The sequence below is a fragment of the Streptomyces sp. LaPpAH-108 genome (assembly GCF_000373625.1).
Classification (GTDB): domain Bacteria; phylum Actinomycetota; class Actinomycetes; order Streptomycetales; family Streptomycetaceae; genus Streptomyces.
Window position 1 is genome coordinate 334,073 of sequence record NZ_KB891988.1, and the last position, 16,171, is coordinate 350,243.

General features: G+C 73.7%; 13 protein-coding genes. 12 read left to right on the plus strand and 1 reads right to left on the minus strand.

The features are described 5' to 3' along the window. Positions 1–47: 47 nt before the first annotated feature. The 9 genes from hrcA to B079_RS0107615 all read left to right on the plus strand — a co-directional run bounded on the left by hrcA (position 48) and on the right by B079_RS0107615 (position 10,536). A complete protein-coding gene (hrcA, locus tag B079_RS0107575; protein WP_018545175.1) occupies positions 48–1,064 on the plus strand; it encodes a heat-inducible transcriptional repressor HrcA in 1,017 nt (338 codons plus the stop codon). Next, positions 1,065–2,210 carry a molecular chaperone DnaJ gene (gene dnaJ / locus B079_RS0107580; RefSeq protein WP_018545176.1) on the plus strand — a complete coding sequence of 382 codons (1,146 nt, stop codon included), beginning with the start codon at positions 1,065–1,067 and terminating at the stop codon, positions 2,208–2,210. It abuts the gene before it with no gap. A 111-nt stretch (positions 2,211–2,321) separates the two neighbouring features. Continuing rightward, positions 2,322–3,398, plus strand: a complete 1,077-nt coding sequence (locus B079_RS0107585; RefSeq protein ID WP_018545177.1) for a nitronate monooxygenase — start codon at positions 2,322–2,324, stop codon at positions 3,396–3,398. Continuing rightward, positions 3,395–4,141, plus strand: a complete 747-nt coding sequence (locus tag B079_RS0107590) for a 16S rRNA (uracil(1498)-N(3))-methyltransferase (protein ID WP_018545178.1) — start codon at positions 3,395–3,397, stop codon at positions 4,139–4,141. Before B079_RS0107585 ends, B079_RS0107590 begins: the two co-directional genes overlap by 4 nt. A gap of 139 nt (positions 4,142–4,280) precedes the next feature. Then, positions 4,281–4,835, plus strand: a complete 555-nt coding sequence (locus B079_RS0107595; protein WP_420705757.1) for a hypothetical protein — start codon at positions 4,281–4,283, stop codon at positions 4,833–4,835. A 144-nt stretch (positions 4,836–4,979) separates the two neighbouring features. Beyond that, positions 4,980–8,126, plus strand: coding sequence for a S41 family peptidase (locus tag B079_RS0107600; RefSeq protein ID WP_026248453.1), 3,147 nt, complete (start codon positions 4,980–4,982; stop codon positions 8,124–8,126). 98 nt (positions 8,127–8,224) lie between these two features. Further along, on the plus strand, positions 8,225–8,578 hold the full coding sequence (locus B079_RS0107605; RefSeq protein WP_018545181.1) for a histidine triad nucleotide-binding protein: 354 nt from the start codon (positions 8,225–8,227) through the stop codon (positions 8,576–8,578). 5 nt (positions 8,579–8,583) lie between these two features. Continuing rightward, positions 8,584–9,489, plus strand: coding sequence for a ribonuclease Z (locus B079_RS0107610; protein ID WP_018545182.1), 906 nt, complete (start codon positions 8,584–8,586; stop codon positions 9,487–9,489). A 54-nt stretch (positions 9,490–9,543) separates the two neighbouring features. Beyond that, entirely contained in the window at positions 9,544–10,536 is a 993-nt protein-coding gene (locus tag B079_RS0107615) for an adenosine deaminase (protein WP_018545183.1), read from the plus strand. On the opposite strand, the gene B079_RS0107620 is transcribed toward B079_RS0107615, so the two are convergent. Continuing rightward, positions 10,500–11,915, minus strand: a complete 1,416-nt coding sequence (locus B079_RS0107620; protein WP_018545184.1) for a hypothetical protein — start codon at positions 11,913–11,915, stop codon at positions 10,500–10,502. The genes B079_RS0107615 and B079_RS0107620 overlap by 37 nt on opposite strands. Positions 11,916–12,457: 542 nt before the next feature. On the opposite strand from B079_RS0107620, the gene B079_RS0107625 reads away from it, so the two are divergent. From B079_RS0107625 to B079_RS0107635, 3 genes are all read left to right on the plus strand, one after another. After that, positions 12,458–13,405: a 5-dehydro-4-deoxyglucarate dehydratase gene (locus B079_RS0107625; protein WP_018545185.1), complete on the plus strand. Its 948-nt coding sequence runs from the start codon at positions 12,458–12,460 to the stop codon at positions 13,403–13,405. Beyond that, complete coding sequence (locus B079_RS0107630; protein WP_018545186.1) at positions 13,402–14,691, plus strand: glucarate dehydratase family protein; 1,290 nt, start codon at positions 13,402–13,404, stop codon at positions 14,689–14,691. The genes B079_RS0107625 and B079_RS0107630 overlap by 4 nt, the downstream gene beginning before the upstream one ends. Positions 14,692–14,832: 141 nt before the next feature. Further along, positions 14,833–15,969, plus strand: a complete 1,137-nt coding sequence (locus B079_RS0107635) for a carbohydrate kinase family protein (protein ID WP_086022354.1) — start codon at positions 14,833–14,835, stop codon at positions 15,967–15,969. The last annotated feature ends 202 nt before the right edge of the window (positions 15,970–16,171 follow it).

The following is a 16,171-nucleotide window of genomic DNA, read 5'->3' on the forward strand; positions in this document are numbered from 1 at the left end:
GGGAGCAAGCCGAGTGCCATGGGCGACAAGATGGAGGTGCGCGCCGCATGCTGAGTGAACGCAGGCTCCAGGTGCTGCGCGCCATCGTCCAGGACTATGTGGGCACCGAGGAGCCCGTCGGGTCGAAGGCGCTCACCGAGCGGCACAACCTCGGCGTCTCCCCGGCCACCGTGCGCAACGACATGGCCGCCCTGGAGGACGAGGGCTTCATCGCCCAGCCGCACACCAGCGCGGGACGCATCCCCACCGACAAGGGGTACCGCCTCTTCGTCGACAAGCTCGCGGGCGTCAAGCCGATGTCCGCGCCCGAGCGGCGCGCGATCCAGAACTTCCTGGACGGCGCCGTCGACCTGGACGACGTGGTGGCCCGCACGGTCCGGCTGCTCGCGCAGCTGACCCGGCAGGTCGCCGTCGTGCAGTACCCCTCGCTGACCCGCTCGACCGTGCGGCACGTGGAACTGCTCTCGCTCGCCCCCGCGCGCGTGATGCTCGTGCTGATCACGGACACCGGCCGGGTCGAGCAGCGCATGGTCGACTGTCCGGCCCCGTTCGGCGAATCCTCGCTCGCCGATCTGCGCGCCCGGCTCAACAGCCGGGTCGCCGGACGCCGGTTCACCGATGTGCCGCGACTGGTCGAAGACCTCCCCGATGCGTTCGAGGCCGACGATCGCGGTACCGTCTCCACAGTGCTCTCCACACTGCTGGAGACACTGGTCGAGGAGAACGAGGAACGGCTGATGATCGGCGGCACCGCCAATCTCACCCGTTTCGGACACGACTTCCCCCTGGTGATCCGGCCCGTCCTGGAGGCACTTGAGGAGCAGGTCGTGCTGCTCAAACTCCTCGGCGAGGCCAAAGATCCGGGCGTCACCGTGCGTATCGGGCACGAGAACGCCCACGAAGGACTCAACTCCACGTCCGTCGTGTCGGTCGGCTACGGTTCGGGCGGCGAGGCGGTTGCCAAGCTCGGCGTGGTCGGACCGACCCGCATGGACTACCCGGGAACGATGGGAGCGGTACGCGCAGTGGCACGGTACGTCGGACAGATCCTGGCGGAGTCGTAAGTGGCCACGGATTACTACGCCGTTCTCGGCGTGCGCCGCGACGCGTCGCAGGATGAGATCAAGAAGGCGTTCCGCAGGCTCGCGCGCGAGCTGCATCCGGACGTCAATCCCGATCCGAAGACCCAGGAGCGGTTCAAGGAGATCAACGCCGCCTACGAGGTGCTGTCGGACCCGCAGAAGAAGCAGGTCTACGACCTCGGCGGCGACCCGCTCTCCCAGGCGGGCGGCGCGGGTGCGGGCGCGGCCGGTGGCTTCGGTGCCGGTGGCTTCGGCAACTTCTCCGACATCATGGACGCGTTCTTCGGCACGGCGTCGCAGCGCGGCCCGCGCTCGCGCACGCGGCGCGGCCAGGACGCCATGATCCGGATCGAGGTCGAGCTGGACGAGGCGGCCTTCGGTACGACCAAGGACATCCAGGTCGACACCGCGGTCGTCTGCAACACCTGCAGCGGCGAGGGCGCGGCCCCCGGCACCACCGCGCAGACCTGTGACATGTGCCGCGGCCGTGGCGAGGTCTCCCAGGTCACCCGGTCCTTCCTGGGCCAGGTCATGACCTCGCGGCCCTGCCCCCAGTGCCAGGGCTTCGGCACCGTGGTCCCGACCCCGTGCCCCGAGTGCGCGGGCGACGGCCGGGTCCGCTCCCGGCGCACCCTGACCGTGAAGATCCCGGCCGGTGTCGACAACGGCACCCGCATCCAGCTCGCGGGCGAGGGCGAGGTCGGCCCCGGCGGCGGCCCCGCCGGTGACCTCTACGTCGAGATCCACGAGCTGCCGCACTCCACCTTCCAGCGGCGCGGCGACGACCTGCACTGCACGGTCACCATCCCGATGACGGCGGCGGCCCTCGGCACCAAGGTGCCGCTGGAGACGCTGGACGGCATGGAGGAGGTCGACATACGGCCCGGCACCCAGTCCGGCCAGTCGATCCCGCTGCACAACCGGGGCGTCACGCATCTGCGCGGCGGCGGCCGGGGCGACCTGATCGTGCATGTCGAGGTCACCACCCCGACCAAGCTCGACCCCGAGCAGGAGCGGCTGCTGCGCGAACTGGCCAAGCTGCGCGGCGAGGAGCGGCCCACGGGCCAGTTCCAGCCCGGCCAGCAGGGGCTGTTCTCCCGGCTGAAGGACGCGTTCAACGGCCGCTGACGGCGAGCGTCGGTTTTCGGAGGGGGCGCCTGGCGCCCCCTCCATCCGTTTCGGGGCCCGGGCCACCGGGCTCGATTCGGACTCGCGCGGCGGACGTGACACGATGCGGACATGCCCCGCACCCTCGCCGATCTCCGCACGCTTCCGATCGTGCAGGCACCCATGGCGGGCGGTGTCTCCACGCCGGAACTGGCCGCCGCCGTCTGCGAGGCGGGCGGCCTCGGCTTCCTCGCCGGGGGCTACACGACCCCGGACGCGCTGCGCGCCGACATCGCGCGGCTGCGCGGACTGACCGGCCGCCCCTTCGGCGTCAACCTCTTCCTGCCCCAGCCGCAGCCCGCCGACCCCGCCGCCGTCGAGCCGTACGCCCGCAGCCTCGCCGGGGAGCGCGAGCGCTACGGCACCGCGACCGGCGACCCGTACGGCCCGGGCGAGGACGGCTACGACGCCAAGCTGGCCCTTCTTCTCGCCGACCCGGTCCCCGTCGTCTCCTTCCACTTCGGCGTGCCCGAGCCCGAGGTGCTGGCCGCGCTGCGCCGCGCCGGGACCGTCACGCTGGTCACCGCCACCACGGCCGAGGAGGCCCGCGCGGTCGAGGCCGCCGGGGCCGCCGCCGTCATCGCGCAGGGCGTGGAGGCGGGCGGCCACCAGGGCACCCACCGGGACGACCCCGCGCGCGACGGCGCGGGACTCGGACTGCTCGCGCTGCTCGCGGAGGTCACCGAGGCCGTGGACCTCCCGGTCGTCGCGGCGGGCGGGCTCATGCGCGGCGCGCAGATCGCCGCCGTGCTCGCCGCCGGAGCCAGTGCCGCCCAGCTCGGTACGGCCTTCCTCGCCACCCCCGAGTCCGGCGCCCCCGACGCGCACAAGCGGGCGCTGACCGACCCCGGCTTCCCGCACACCGAGCCGACCCGCGCCTTCACCGGACGCCCCGCCCGCGCCCTGGTCAACCGCTTCCTGCGCGAGCACGGCGCGGATGCCCCCGCCGCCTACCTGGCCGTCCACCACCTGACCGCCCCGCTGCGCCGGGCCGCCGCCGGGGCCGGGGACGCGCAGGGCATGGCGCTGTGGGCGGGACAAGGACACCGGCTGGCCCGCGCGCTGCCCGCCGGACGGCTCGTGGAGGTACTGGCCGCCGAACTGCGCGCTGCGACAACAGAGTTGGCTGACGGAGGTGGTGCGGGATGACCGCTCCCGTGTTCGTGGTGGAGGACTTCGGCCCGGAGGGCGGACCGTTCGTCCTGGACGGGCCCGAGGGACGGCACGCCGTCTCCGTGAAGCGGCTCCAGGCGGGCGAGGAGGTCGTCCTGACCGACGGCGCCGGACGCCACGCGGTGGCCGAGGTGACCGGCACCGAGGGCAAGGACCGGCTGCTCGTGCGGCTCGGCGCGGTCGTGGAGGAGCCCGAGCCCGCCCCGCGCATCACCGTCGTCCAGGCGCTGCCCAAGGGCGACCGGGGTGAACTCGCCGTCGAGACCATGACCGAGGTCGGCGTCGACCGGATCGTGCCCTGGCAGGCGGCCCGCTGCATCACCCAGTGGAAGGGCGACCGGGGCCTGAAGGCGCTCGGCAAGTGGCGCTCCACCGCGCGCGAGGCGGGCAAGCAGTCCCGCCGGGTCCGCTTCCCCGAGGTCGCGGAGGCGGCCACCACCAAGCAGGTCGCCGCGCTGCTCGCGGAGGCCGACTTCGCCGCCGTGCTGCACTCGGACTTCGCGCACGAGAGCGCGCCGCTGGCCACCGTCGACCTCCCCGCGACGGGCGACATCGTGCTCGTCGTCGGACCCGAAGGCGGCGTCTCCCGCGACGAGTTGGCCCTCTTCGAGGAGGCCGGCGCCCGCACCTGCGTCCTCGGCCCGTCCGTCCTGCGCACCTCCACCGCCGGAACGGCCGCCACGGCCCTCCTCCTGGCCCGCACCGGCCGCTGGTCCTGACCCGGAGAGAATGTGACGGAGCCTCAGGAGTGGCTGGTGGCGTGCGCCGCAGGTGAGGCGCCCCGCGTGCGCCGCACGTTCGGGTGATGGGGCGCAGGCGGCCTTCCGCCGGGTGGGAGTCGGTGGCACGCTGGGAGGCATGGGGGCTTCGAGGTGGGATCGGCGCCGTTCCGGGCGGCTGTTGGCCGTGAGCGGGCTCGTGGCGCTGGGAGTCGGCGCGGTGACGGCCTGTCAGCCGACCGACCTGGGCTCCGCCACCGTCGCCTACACCACCGACTCCACCGCGACCGCCGAGCTGAACCGGCGCCATGTGGACGTGAGTTGGCTGACCTGCACCGGGCAGCAGGGCGACAGTGCCAGTCCGAGCAGGGCGAGTTCGCCCTCCACGGCCACCGTCGTCAGCGTGGACTGCCAGGGCCGCACCAAGGACGGCAAGAAGATAGCCGTCACCGGTGAGGTGACCCGCGCGGTCAACGGCGCCTGTGTGCGCGGCCACTTGACCGCCACCGTGGACGGCCGCCGGGTCTTCCGGGTCAGCGGCCTCGGCGACTGCGACGCCACGCCCGGCCCCGCCTACACCCCGCCCGCCACCTACCACCCGCCGGGACAGCCCCGGCCCACCGTGACGGTCACCGTCACCCGGACCCTGTGGTGCAAGGGCGACCCCACCTGCTGGCCCGTCGAAGGCAAGTGATCCAAATCCGGCGCCACGACGCCGGACCGCGCGTAAGGTGACCGCGTGACTCAGGGTGCTGGCAAGGACATCACGGCAGACACGACGACCACGACGACCGCGACGACCTCGGGGTATCTCCGATTCCCGCACCTCCACGGGGACTTGGTGACCTTCACCGCCGAGGACGACGTCTGGGTGGCCCCGCTCGACGGCGGCCGGGCCTGGCGGGTGAGCGCGGACAACGTGCCCGTGAACCACCCCCGCATATCCCCCGACGGCACCACCCTCGCCTGGACCTCCACCCGTGACGGCGCCCCCGAGGTGCACATCGCCCCGGTCGACGGCGGACCCGCCAAGCGGCTGACGTACTGGGGAAGCGGGAAGACCCAGGTGCGCGGCTGGACCCCCGAGGGGCAGGTCCTCGCGGTCAGCACCCAGGGCCAGGCCAGCCTGCGCCGCACCTGGGCCCGCGCGATCCCGCTCGACGGCGGCCCCGCCACCACCCTGCCGTACGGCCCGGTCGGCGACATCGCGTACGGCCCGCACACCGTCCTGCTCTCCGCCCCGATGGGCCGCGAGGCCGCCTGGTGGAAGCGCTACCGGGGCGGCACGGCAGGCAAGTTGTGGATCGACCGGGACGGCGACGGCGAGTTCGTCCGGCTCCACGAGGACCTGGACGGCAACATCGAGAACCCCTTCTGGGTCGGGGACCGCATCGCCTTCCTCTCCGACCACGAAGGCACCGGCGCCCTCTACTCCTCCCTCGCCGACGGCACCGACCTGCGCCGCCACACCCCCCTCGGGGGCTTCTACGCCCGCCAGGCCGCCACCGACGGCACCCGGGTGATCTGGTCCAGCGCGGGCGAACTCCGGCTCCTGGACGACCTCGACGGCGCCGAACCCCGCCGCCTGGACATCCGCCTCGGCGGCGCCCGCGTCGACCTCCAGCCCCACCAGGTCAGCACCGCCCGCTGGTTCGGCTCCGCCTCCCCGGACCACACCGGACGCGGCAGCGCCGTCGGCGTGCGCGGCACCGTCCACTGGGTCACCCATCGCGGCGGGCCCGCCCGCGCCCTTGCCGCCCAGCCCGGCGTCCGCGCCCGGCTGCCGCGCACCTTCCGCGCCGACGGCGAGGAATGGGTGGTCTGGGTGACCGACGCCGAGGGCGACGACGCCCTGGAGTTCGCCCCCGCCACCGGCCTCGCCCCCGGCGCCGTACCCCGCCGCATCGCCGCCGGACAGCTCGGCCGCGTCCTCGGGCTCGCCATGTCCCCCGACGGCACCCGGGCCGCCGTCGCCTCCCACGACGGACGGCTGCTGCTGGTCGAGCGGGAGACCGGCGAGGTCCGCGAGGTCGACCGCAGCGAGCACGGCGACGTGCACGGCCTCGCCTTCTCACCCGACTCCGGCTGGCTCGCCTGGGCCCACCCCGGCCCCCGCCCGCTCTCCCAGATCCGCCTCGCCAGCACCACCGACCTCACGGTCACCGAGGCCACCCCGCTGCGCTTCCAGGACTACGCGCCCGCCTTCACCCTGGACGGCAAGCACCTCGCCTTCCTCTCCAGCCGCTCCTTCGACCCCATCTACGACCGGCACGTCTTCGACCTCGCCTTCGTGGACAGCGTCCGCCCGCACCTGATCACCCTCGCCGCGACCACGCCGTCCCCCTTCGGACCGCAGCGCCACGGCCGCCCCTTCGGCACCCCGGACAAGGACGAGACCCCGGAGAGCGAGGGCGCCCCGGTCACCCGGATCGACCTCGAAGGCCTCGCCGACCGCATCGTGCCCTTCCCGGTCGAGGCCGCCAGCTACACCAACCTGCGCGCCGCCCGCGACGGCGTCCTCTGGCTGCGCCACCCGATGCGCGGCGTCCTCGGCGCCGCCCGCGCCACGCCCGACGCCCCGGACCCCAAGACCGAGCTGGAGCGGTACGACCTCGCCCAGCAGCGCCTGGAGCACCTGGCCGCCGACGCCGACCACTTCCGGGTCAGCGGCGACGGCAAGCGGGTCCTGCTGTGGAGCGACGGCCGCCTGCGCGTCGTACCCGCCGACCGGCGCGCCTCCGACGACGAGGAGAGCGACTCCCACATCGTCGTGGACCTCGGCCGCATCCGGCACACCGTCGACCCGGTCGCCGAGTGGCGGCAGATGTACGAAGAGACCGGCCGGATCATGCGGGACAACTTCTGGCGCCCCGACATGGGCGGCATCGACTGGGACGGCGTGCTCGACCGCTACCGCCCCGTCCTCGACCGCGTCGCCACCCACGACGACCTGGTCGACCTCCTCTGGGAGGTGCACGGCGAACTCGGCACCTCGCACGCCTACGTCACCCCCGGCGGCGGCTACGGCGGCGGCCCCCGCCAGGGCCTGCTCGGCGCCGACATCTCCCGTCACGAGGACGGCAGTTGGCGGGTGGACCGCATCCTGCCCTCCGAGACCTCCGACCCCGAGGCCCGCTCCCCGCTCGCCGCGCCCGGCGTCGCCGTACGCCCCGGCGACGCGCTCGTGGCCATCGGCGGCCGACCCGTCGACCCCGTCACCGGCCCCGGCCCGCTGCTCACCGGCACCGCCGGGAAGCCCGTCGAGCTGACCGTCTCCCCGGCGGGCGGCGGCGAGGTCCGGCACGCCGTGGTGATCCCGCTGTCCGACGAGGAGCCGCTGCGCTACCACGCCTGGGTCGCCGACCGGCGCGCCTACGTCCACGAGAAGTCCGGCGGCCGGCTCGGCTACCTCCACGTCCCCGACATGCAGGCCCCCGGCTGGGCCCAGATCCACCGCGACCTGCGCGTCGAGGTGGCCCGCGAGGGCCTGATCGTGGACGTCCGCGAGAACCGGGGCGGCCACACCTCCCAGCTGGTCGTCGAGAAGCTGGCCCGCCGCGTCATCGGCTGGGACCTCCCGCGCGGCATGCGCCCCGAGAGCTACCCCCAGGACGCCCCGCGCGGCCCGGTCGTCGCCGTCGCCAACGAGTTCTCCGGCTCCGACGGCGACATCGTCAACGCCGCCATCCGCGCCCTCAACATCGGCCCCGTCGTCGGCACCCGCACCTGGGGCGGCGTCATCGGCATCGACAGCCGCTACCGCCTGGTCGACGGCACGTTGATCACCCAGCCGAAATACGCCTTCTGGCTGGAGGGCTACGGCTGGGGCGTAGAGAACCACGGCGTGGACCCGGACGTAGAGGTCATCCAGAAACCCCAGGACCACGCAGCGGGCAGAGACACCCAGTTGGACGAGGCGATACGGCTGGCCCTGGAGGAGCTGGAAAGGGTGCCTTCTAAAACTCCGCCCACTTTGCCAAGTTAAGGGGCGCGGGGAACTGCGCGACCAGCCACAACGCGACCCGCACCCGAACGACTACGATGCCCCAAGACCACCGACCCGGCGAAAGCGAGCGCAGCGAAATGGCGGGAGAGCCGCAGGAGGACTGCCTGTTCTGCAAGATCGTCGCAGGCCAGATCCCCGCAACCGTGGTCCGCGAGACGGACACCACCCTCGCGTTCCGGGACATCAACCCCCAGGCCCCGACCCACATCCTGGTGATCCCCAAGGCGCACTACAAGAACGCCGCCACCCTCGCGGCAGCGGCCCCGCAGCTCGCCGCAGACGTACTCGCCGAGACGCAGGTCATCGCCGACGAGGAAAAGCTGGAGAGCTACCGCACCGTGTTCAACACGGGCTCCGGCGCAGGCCAGACCGTCTGGCACGCCCACGCACACGTCCTCGGCGGCCGCGGCCTCGAATGGCCCCCCGGCTAAAAGAGATGTCCGTACGCGAACTCGTCGTCCTCGGCACCGCCAGCCAGGTCCCCACCCGGCACCGCAACCACAACGGCTATCTGCTCCGCTGGGACGGCGAGGGCATCCTGTTCGACCCCGGCGAGGGCACCCAGCGGCAGATGCTGCGCGCCGGGGTCGCCGCGCACGACCTGAACCGGATCTGCGTCACCCACTTCCACGGTGACCACAGCCTGGGCCTGGCCGGAGTGATCCAGCGGATCAACCTGGACCGGGTGCCGCACGAGATCACCGCGCACTACCCGCGCTCCGGGCAGCGCTTCTTCGACCGGCTGCGGTACGCCACCGCCTACCGCGAGACCGTCGCCCTCACCGAGGCCCCCGCCGACACCGACGGCGTGCTGGCGACGACCCCCGCCTACACGCTGGAGGCCCGCCGCCTCTCCCACCCCGTCGAGTCCTACGGCTACCGGCTCACCGAACCCGACGCCGTGCGGATGCTGCCCGACCGGCTCGCCGCGCACGGCATCGCGGGCCCGGACGTGGGCCGTCTCCGCCGCGAGGGCGCGCTCGGCGGGGTGACGCTGGCGGAGGTCAGCGAGATCCGGCGCGGGCAGCGGTTCGCGTTCGTCATGGACACCCGGCTGTGCGAGGGCGTCCACGCGCTGGCCGAGGGCTGCGACCTGCTGGTCATCGAGTCCACCTTCCTGGACGAGGACGTACGACTCGCCGAGGAACACGGTCACTTGACCGCAGGACAGGCCGCGACCGTGGCCCGGGACGCGGGGGTGCGGCACCTGGTCCTCACCCACTTCAGCCAGCGCTACTCCGACCCCGGCGCCTTCGAGCACCAGGCCCGTGCGGCGGGCTTCACCGGGGAGCTGACCGTGGCCCGCGATCTCCAGCGCGTCCCGGTGCCCAAGCGCCGCTGAGCGCCACCCGGGCGGCCGGATGAAAGGGCGGGTAAAGGGCCGTACGATGCTCTGATGCCCCTCCCCAAAGCTGAACTGCACCTGCACATCGAAGGCACCCTGGAACCCGAGCTGGCCTTCCGGCTGGCCGGGCGCAACGGCGTGACGCTGCCGTACGCGGACACCGAGGCGCTGCGCGAGGCGTACCGGTTCGAGGACCTTCAGTCCTTCCTGAACCTGTACTACGAGCTGATGGCCGTCCTGCGCACCGAGCGGGACTTCGAGGACCTGGCCAACGCCTACCTCGCCCGCGCCGCCGCGCAGGGGGTCCGGCACGCCGAGATCTTCTTCGACCCGCAGGCGCATCTGGCCCGGGGCGTGGACATGGGCACCGTGGTCGAGGGGCTGTGGCGGGCGCTCGGCTCCAGCGTGGAGAACCACGGCGTCTCCACCCGGCTGATCATGTGCTTCCTGCGCGACGAGTCCGCCGAGTCCGCGCTCGCCACCCTGGACGCGGCCAAGCCGTACCTGGACCGGATCACCGGTGTCGGCCTGGACTCCGCCGAGGTCGGCCACCCGCCGGTGAAGTTCCGCGAGGTGTACGAGGCCGCCGCCGCGCTCGGTCTGCGGCGCGTGGCGCACGCGGGCGAGGAGGGGCCGCCGGAGTACATCACCGAGGCGCTGGACGTCCTCGGCGTCGAGCGCGTCGACCACGGGCTGCGCTGCGTGGAGGACCCGGCGCTGGTGGAGCGGCTGGTCCGCGACCGGGTGCCGCTCACCCTGTGCCCGCTGTCCAACGTGCGCCTGCGCACCGTGGACACCCTGGCCGACCACCCGCTCCCGGCGATGCTGGAAGCGGGCCTGATGTGCACGGTCAACTCCGACGACCCCGCCTACTTCGGCGGCTACGCGGGCGACAACTTCGCCGCGGTCCACGAGACCCTCGACCTGTCCCAGGACCGCCTGCGCGAGCTGGCCCGCAACTCCTTCCTCGCCTCCTTCCTGGAGGACGACGAGGAGCTGCGCGCCCGTTACCTCGCCGAGGTGGAGGCGTACGAGTTCGAGTGACCGGGGAGCGCGCGGACCGGGAGACCGGGGGCGCTCTCCGCCAGGAGGGGTTCCAGGAACGGGACCGTCTCCGGGTGGGGCACCCGGTCCGCGAGCACCACGTCGGGGATCTCCACGCGCGGGATCTCCATGCGGGGGGTCTCCCCGAGCGCGGCCTCCACGAGCGCCGCCTCCGCGAGCGAGGTTCCCGCCTGCGGGAGTTCCGCGAGCGGGATCTCCACCACCGGCAGGTCCGCGACCCGCGTCGTCCGCCGTGCCGGGGCGCTCGCGCGCAGGGCCGCCGCCGTCATCGGGACCGCTGACAGCAGCAGGACGACGGCCAGGATCCGGCCCATCGCCGGGTAACCCGCCCACGCCGACAGCAGGCTGCCGGCCAGCGGTCCGGCCGCCGTGCCGAGCGCGCCCGCCGAGCCGACCAGCACCGCCCAGCGCCCGCGCGGGTCCAGGGAGGCGGCCAGCCCGATGACGTACGACAGCACGAGCGGGTAGCAGGCGTTCCAGGCGATCTCCCCGCCCGCGAACGACACCGGGCCCGAGGCCGACGCGCTGAGCACGACGCAGGCCGCGATCAGCGCCGTACCGACGCCGATCGGCGCCGCGCGGCCGAGCCGCGGTCCGAGCGCGCCCGCGCCGAGGACGCCGAGCAGTCCGGCGCCGAGCGCGACGGCGAACACCGCGCCGACGGTGACCTCGGTGAGATGGGCCTGGTGGAGGCCGATCCGGCCGCTCACGCCCCACAGGGAGTTCTGCGCGAGGGACCAGCAGGGCATGGCGGCGGCCAGCAGCAGCCCGGTGCGCCGGTGGGGGAGCGGGGCGGGTGCGGCGGTGGTCGTGGTGGTGGCCGCGTGGGCGTCCAGGCGGCCGGTGACAGGGAGGACCGCGAGCGCGGTCAGGGCGATCGCCGCGAGCGGCAGGCCGTGGCCCGGACCGAGGTGCGGGATCGTCAGATAGAGGGCGCCCGCGAGGGCGGAGACGGTGAGCAGGCCGAGCGTGGTGACCCGGTGCGGGTCGGGGCGGCCCGCTATGCCGCTCGCGGCGACGGCCGTGGCGGTGCCCGAGCCGAGGCCGCCGACGATCACGCCCGCGACGACCGCCGGAATCGAGCCGGTGAGGGCGGCGGCGCCGTAGCCGAGGACGGCGAGCGTGAGGCCGACGCGGGCCAGGGTGCGCGCCCCGGCCCGTCCGCCGCGCGCCGCCAGCAGGAACCCGGCGGTGGCCGAACTCAGCAGCAGGGCGCTGCCGGTGGCCCCGGCCTCGGTGGTGGTGAGCGGAAGTCCGGCGTCGAGTCTGCCGACGGTGGTGGGCAGCAGATACGGCGCGAGATACCCGGCCGTGAAAAGGGCGACGAGGGGCCAGGGGGTGGTGCGGGGGGCGGACACGGGCGTTCCCAGGGCAGGCGAGAGCGACAGCTCGAAAGGATGCGAGAGGGGGGAGAGAGGCGCCGGTGGTCCGGGGGACGGGAGGGCGCGAGCAAGTTGTATCAAGCACGTGGTTTCGAGCAGAAGTTGAGTGAGTGTGATCTGAGTCACATATAGTTTGGGACGCATGATCGCGGGTACTCGCTTGCGCTCCTCCGGGTGGGTGACCGGGTGAGCGGTCGGTTTGTGATCTCCGGTGATCGCGAACGGCCGTGGATGCGCTATGGTTGATCACGTCGCGGTCGCCGGAACTCCCGGTGGCGGACAGTGCGTTGGTGGTCCAAGGAAAGACGCCCCGCTTCCTGCGGGGAAATGCAGGTGCAAGGCCTGCCCGGCGCTCGATCGAGCCCCATCCCGTCGTTCGGCGGGGTGGGGCTCTTTGCTGTGCGCGCGCCCCTGCCGCTGCCGCGCCCCCTCCCGCTGCGCCATTGACGGTGTCATGTACGTGTACCTAGCCTCTGTTCTCATACGTGATCGGCATTCACAAGGGGAGATGATGGCCGATGAGCGACGACCCGGACCCGCGGAACGTGGCACGACGGCTGCGGGAGGGCATGGCACACGGCGTCCTGTCCTTCCCGCTCACCGCCTTCCACGACGACGGCACCCTCGACCCCGACGGCTTCCGCGCCCATGTGGCCTCCCGGCTCGCGGCCGGACCCGGCGCCCTCTTCCCGGCCTGCGGCACCGGTGAGTTCTTCTCCCTGGACGAGGGCGAGTACCGGCAGGTCGTCGCCATCGCCGTCCAGGAGGCGGCCGGGCGGGTGCCGGTGGTCGCCGGGACCGGGTACGGCTGGGCGCAGGCCGCACGCTTCGCCCGGATCGCCGAGGACGCCGGGGCCGACGCCCTCCTTGTCCTCCCGCATTACCTCACCGCCGCCCCGCAGGACGGCCTCGTCGCCCAGCTGGAGCGGCTGGCCGCCCGCACCCGGCTCCCGCTGATCACCTACCAGCGCGGCCAAGTCGCCTACACCACCGAGTCGTTGCGCCGCCTGACCCGCATCCCCGGCGTCATCGGCCTCAAGGACGGCCACGGCGATCTCGACCGTCTCCGGCGCCTCACCCTGGCCGCCCCCGAGGACTTCCTCTTCTTCAACGGCGCCGCCACCGCCGAACTCCAGGCCCGCGCCTACGCCGCCGTCGGCGTCCCCGCCTACTCCTCCGCCGCGCACGCCTTCGCCCCCGAGATCGCGGGCGCCTTCTTCACCGCCCTGCGCGGCGGCGACCACGGCACCACCGAGAAGCTGCTCCGGGAGTTCTACGGCCCCTTCGCCGACCTCCGCGACCGGGTGCCCGGGTACGCGGTCTCCCTGGTCAAGGCGGCGGCGAGGCTGCGCGGACAGCGGGTCGGGCCCGTGCGCGCCCCGCTCACCGACCCGTCGGGCGCCGACCTCGGTGCGCTGCGGGAGCTGCTGACCGCCGGGCTCGACCTGGTGGGGGCCGCGCTGTGAACCGTGAACTGACCGTGGTGGAGGTCCGGTTGACCCCCGTCCTGGTGGCCGACCCGCCGCTGCTCAACGCCCAGGGCGTGCACCAGCCGTACACCCCCCGGCTGATCGTGGAGGTGGTCACGGAGGGCGGGGCGACCGGGCTCGGGGAGACGTACGGGGACACCGATTACCTGGAGCTGGCGCGTCCGCTGGCCGAGCATCTCGTCGGCCGCTCGGTCATGGATGTGAACCCGCTCTTCGGACTCGGGCTCGACGTGGACGAGGAGCGGGTGCGGGGCGCGCTGGACGCGGGCGGGCTGCGCGGGGTGCGCAGCGCGGACAAGCTGCGGCTCTCGGTGCTCTCCGCCTTCGAGGTCGCCTGTCTGGACGCGCAGGGGCGGGCGCTCGGGCTGCCCGTGCACGCGCTGCTCGGAGGGCGGGTGCGGGACTCGGTGGAGTACAGCGCGTACCTCTTCTACAAGTGGGGCGCCCATCCGGACGGCGTGCCGCACGAGCCGGACGGCTGGGGTGCGGCGCTCGACCCCGAGGGGATCGTCGCGCAGGCCCGTCTCTTCGCGGAGCGGTACGGGTTCACCTCCTTCAAGCTCAAGGGCGGCGTCTTCCCGCCGGAGCAGGAGGTCGCCGCCGTGCACGCCCTCGCCGGGGCGTTCCCCGGGCAGCCGCTGCGGCTCGACCCCAACGGGGCCTGGTCGGTGCCGACCTCGCTGAAGGTGGCGGCCGAACTCGCGGATGTACTGGAGTACTTGGAGGACCCGACGCTGGGCACACCGGCGATGGCCGAGGTGGCCGCCGGGTGCGGGGTGCCGCTGGCCACCAACATGTGCGTGACCACCTTCGGGGAGATCCGGGAGGCGTTCCTGAGCGACGCCGTGCAGGTCGTCCTCTCCGACCACCACTACTGGGGCGGGCTGCGCAACACCCGGCATCTCGCGGCGATATGCGCGGCCTTCGGGGTCGGGGTGTCCATGCACTCCAACACCCATCTCGGCATCAGCCTGGCCGCGATGACCCAGGTCGCCTCGACCGTGCCGAACCTCCACCACGCGTGCGACTCGCACTATCCGTGGCAGGCGGAGGACGTACTCACGTCACGGATCGCTTTCACCGGGGGCCGGGTCGAGGTGTCCGAACAGCCCGGCCTTGGCATCGAGTTGGACCGTGACGAGCTGGCCCGATTGCATCGGCGCTGGGCCGGGGACGACGGGCGGCTGCGCGAGCGGGACGACGCGGCGGCGATGCGGGTGGCCGAACCGGGGTGGCGGACACCGGTGATGCCGCGCTGGTGAGGGGCGGTCCCCGCGCGGCTCGGCTCCGGGTACCGCCCGGGGCGGACGTCGTGGCGGGACCTGCCGGTACGCGGCCGACGTGGTGCACACTGGCCAGATCCGCACCACGACAGGGAGCCAGCCGTGACCCCGTCCCCCGCGATGGCCGGAGAGGAAGCCGGAGGAGAGCCGGAACACCTCACCCAGGCAGCGCGCCGCCAGGCCCAGGTCGACCCGCTGGCCGGTCTGCGCGCGCCCGGCGATCCGCCCTTCGACGTCTATCTCACCGGCACGGTCTTCCTGGACATCGTCTTCACCGGCCTGGACTCGGCGCCGGTGCGGGGTACGGAGTCGTGGGCGCGGGGGATGGGGTCCAGCCCCGGCGGGGTCGCCAACATGGCCGCCGCGCTGGCCCGGCTCGGGCTGCGTACGTCACTCGCGGCGGCCTTCGGGGACGACCACTACGGGGAGTACTGCTGGGACGCGCTCGCCCGGGGCGAGGGCATCGACCTCTCGCCGTCGCGCACGGTGCCGGGGTGGCACTCGCCGGTGACGGTCTCCATGGCGTACGAGGGCGAGCGGACGATGATCTCCCACGGCCACGAGCCGCCGCCGGAGGAACCCGCTCCCGACTGCCCGCCGCTCGCCCGCGCGGCCGTCGCCTCCCTCACCCCCGGCGTCCGCGCCCCCTGGATCGCCCAGGCCGCCCGGCGCGGCACCCGTATCTTCGCGGACGTGGGCTGGGACGACACCGGCGCGTGGGACCTGGCAGGGCTGGCCGACCTGGAGCACTGCGAGGCGTTCCTGCCCAACGCGGAGGAGGCGATGCGCTACACCGGCGCGACCTGCCCCCGCGCCGCCGCCCACGCCCTCACCGAGCACGTCCCCCTCGCGGTGGTCACCCTCGGCGCGGAGGGCGCCTACGCGGTGGACCGCCGCACCGGCGAAACCGCCGAGGTCCCCGCGATCGAGGTGGAGGCCCTGGACCCCACCGGCGCGGGCGACGTCTTCGTGGCGGGCTTCGTGACGGCCACCCTGGCCGACTGGCCCCTCGCCGACCGCCTGGCCCTGGCCGGCCTCACGGCCGCCCTCTCCGTCCAGGAATTCGGCGGCTCCCTGTCGGCCCCCGGCTGGTCGGAGATCGGCGCCTGGTGGCGCCGAGTCCAGTCCCTCCCCTCCCAGAACCCCACCGCCCTCCACCGCTACGCCTTCCTCGACCACCTGGTCCCACCCCGCCTGGACCGCCCCTGGCCCCTCCGCCGAGCAGTCCCGACAATCGGCTTCGGCCGCTCGGCGTAGGCCGTAGGAGAGGCGGCGCTGCGCCGACCGCCCCGCAAGCCTTCGAGGCGCGGCCGAAGCGGGACGCAGGTGGCTGGGCGGGGCTGCGGCGACCGCCCCACGAACCTTCGAGGCGCAGCGGAAGCGGGACACAGGTGGCTGGGCGGGGCTGCGGCGACCGTCCCGCGAGCCTTCGAGGCGCCACGGCCCGCACAGCGGAAAC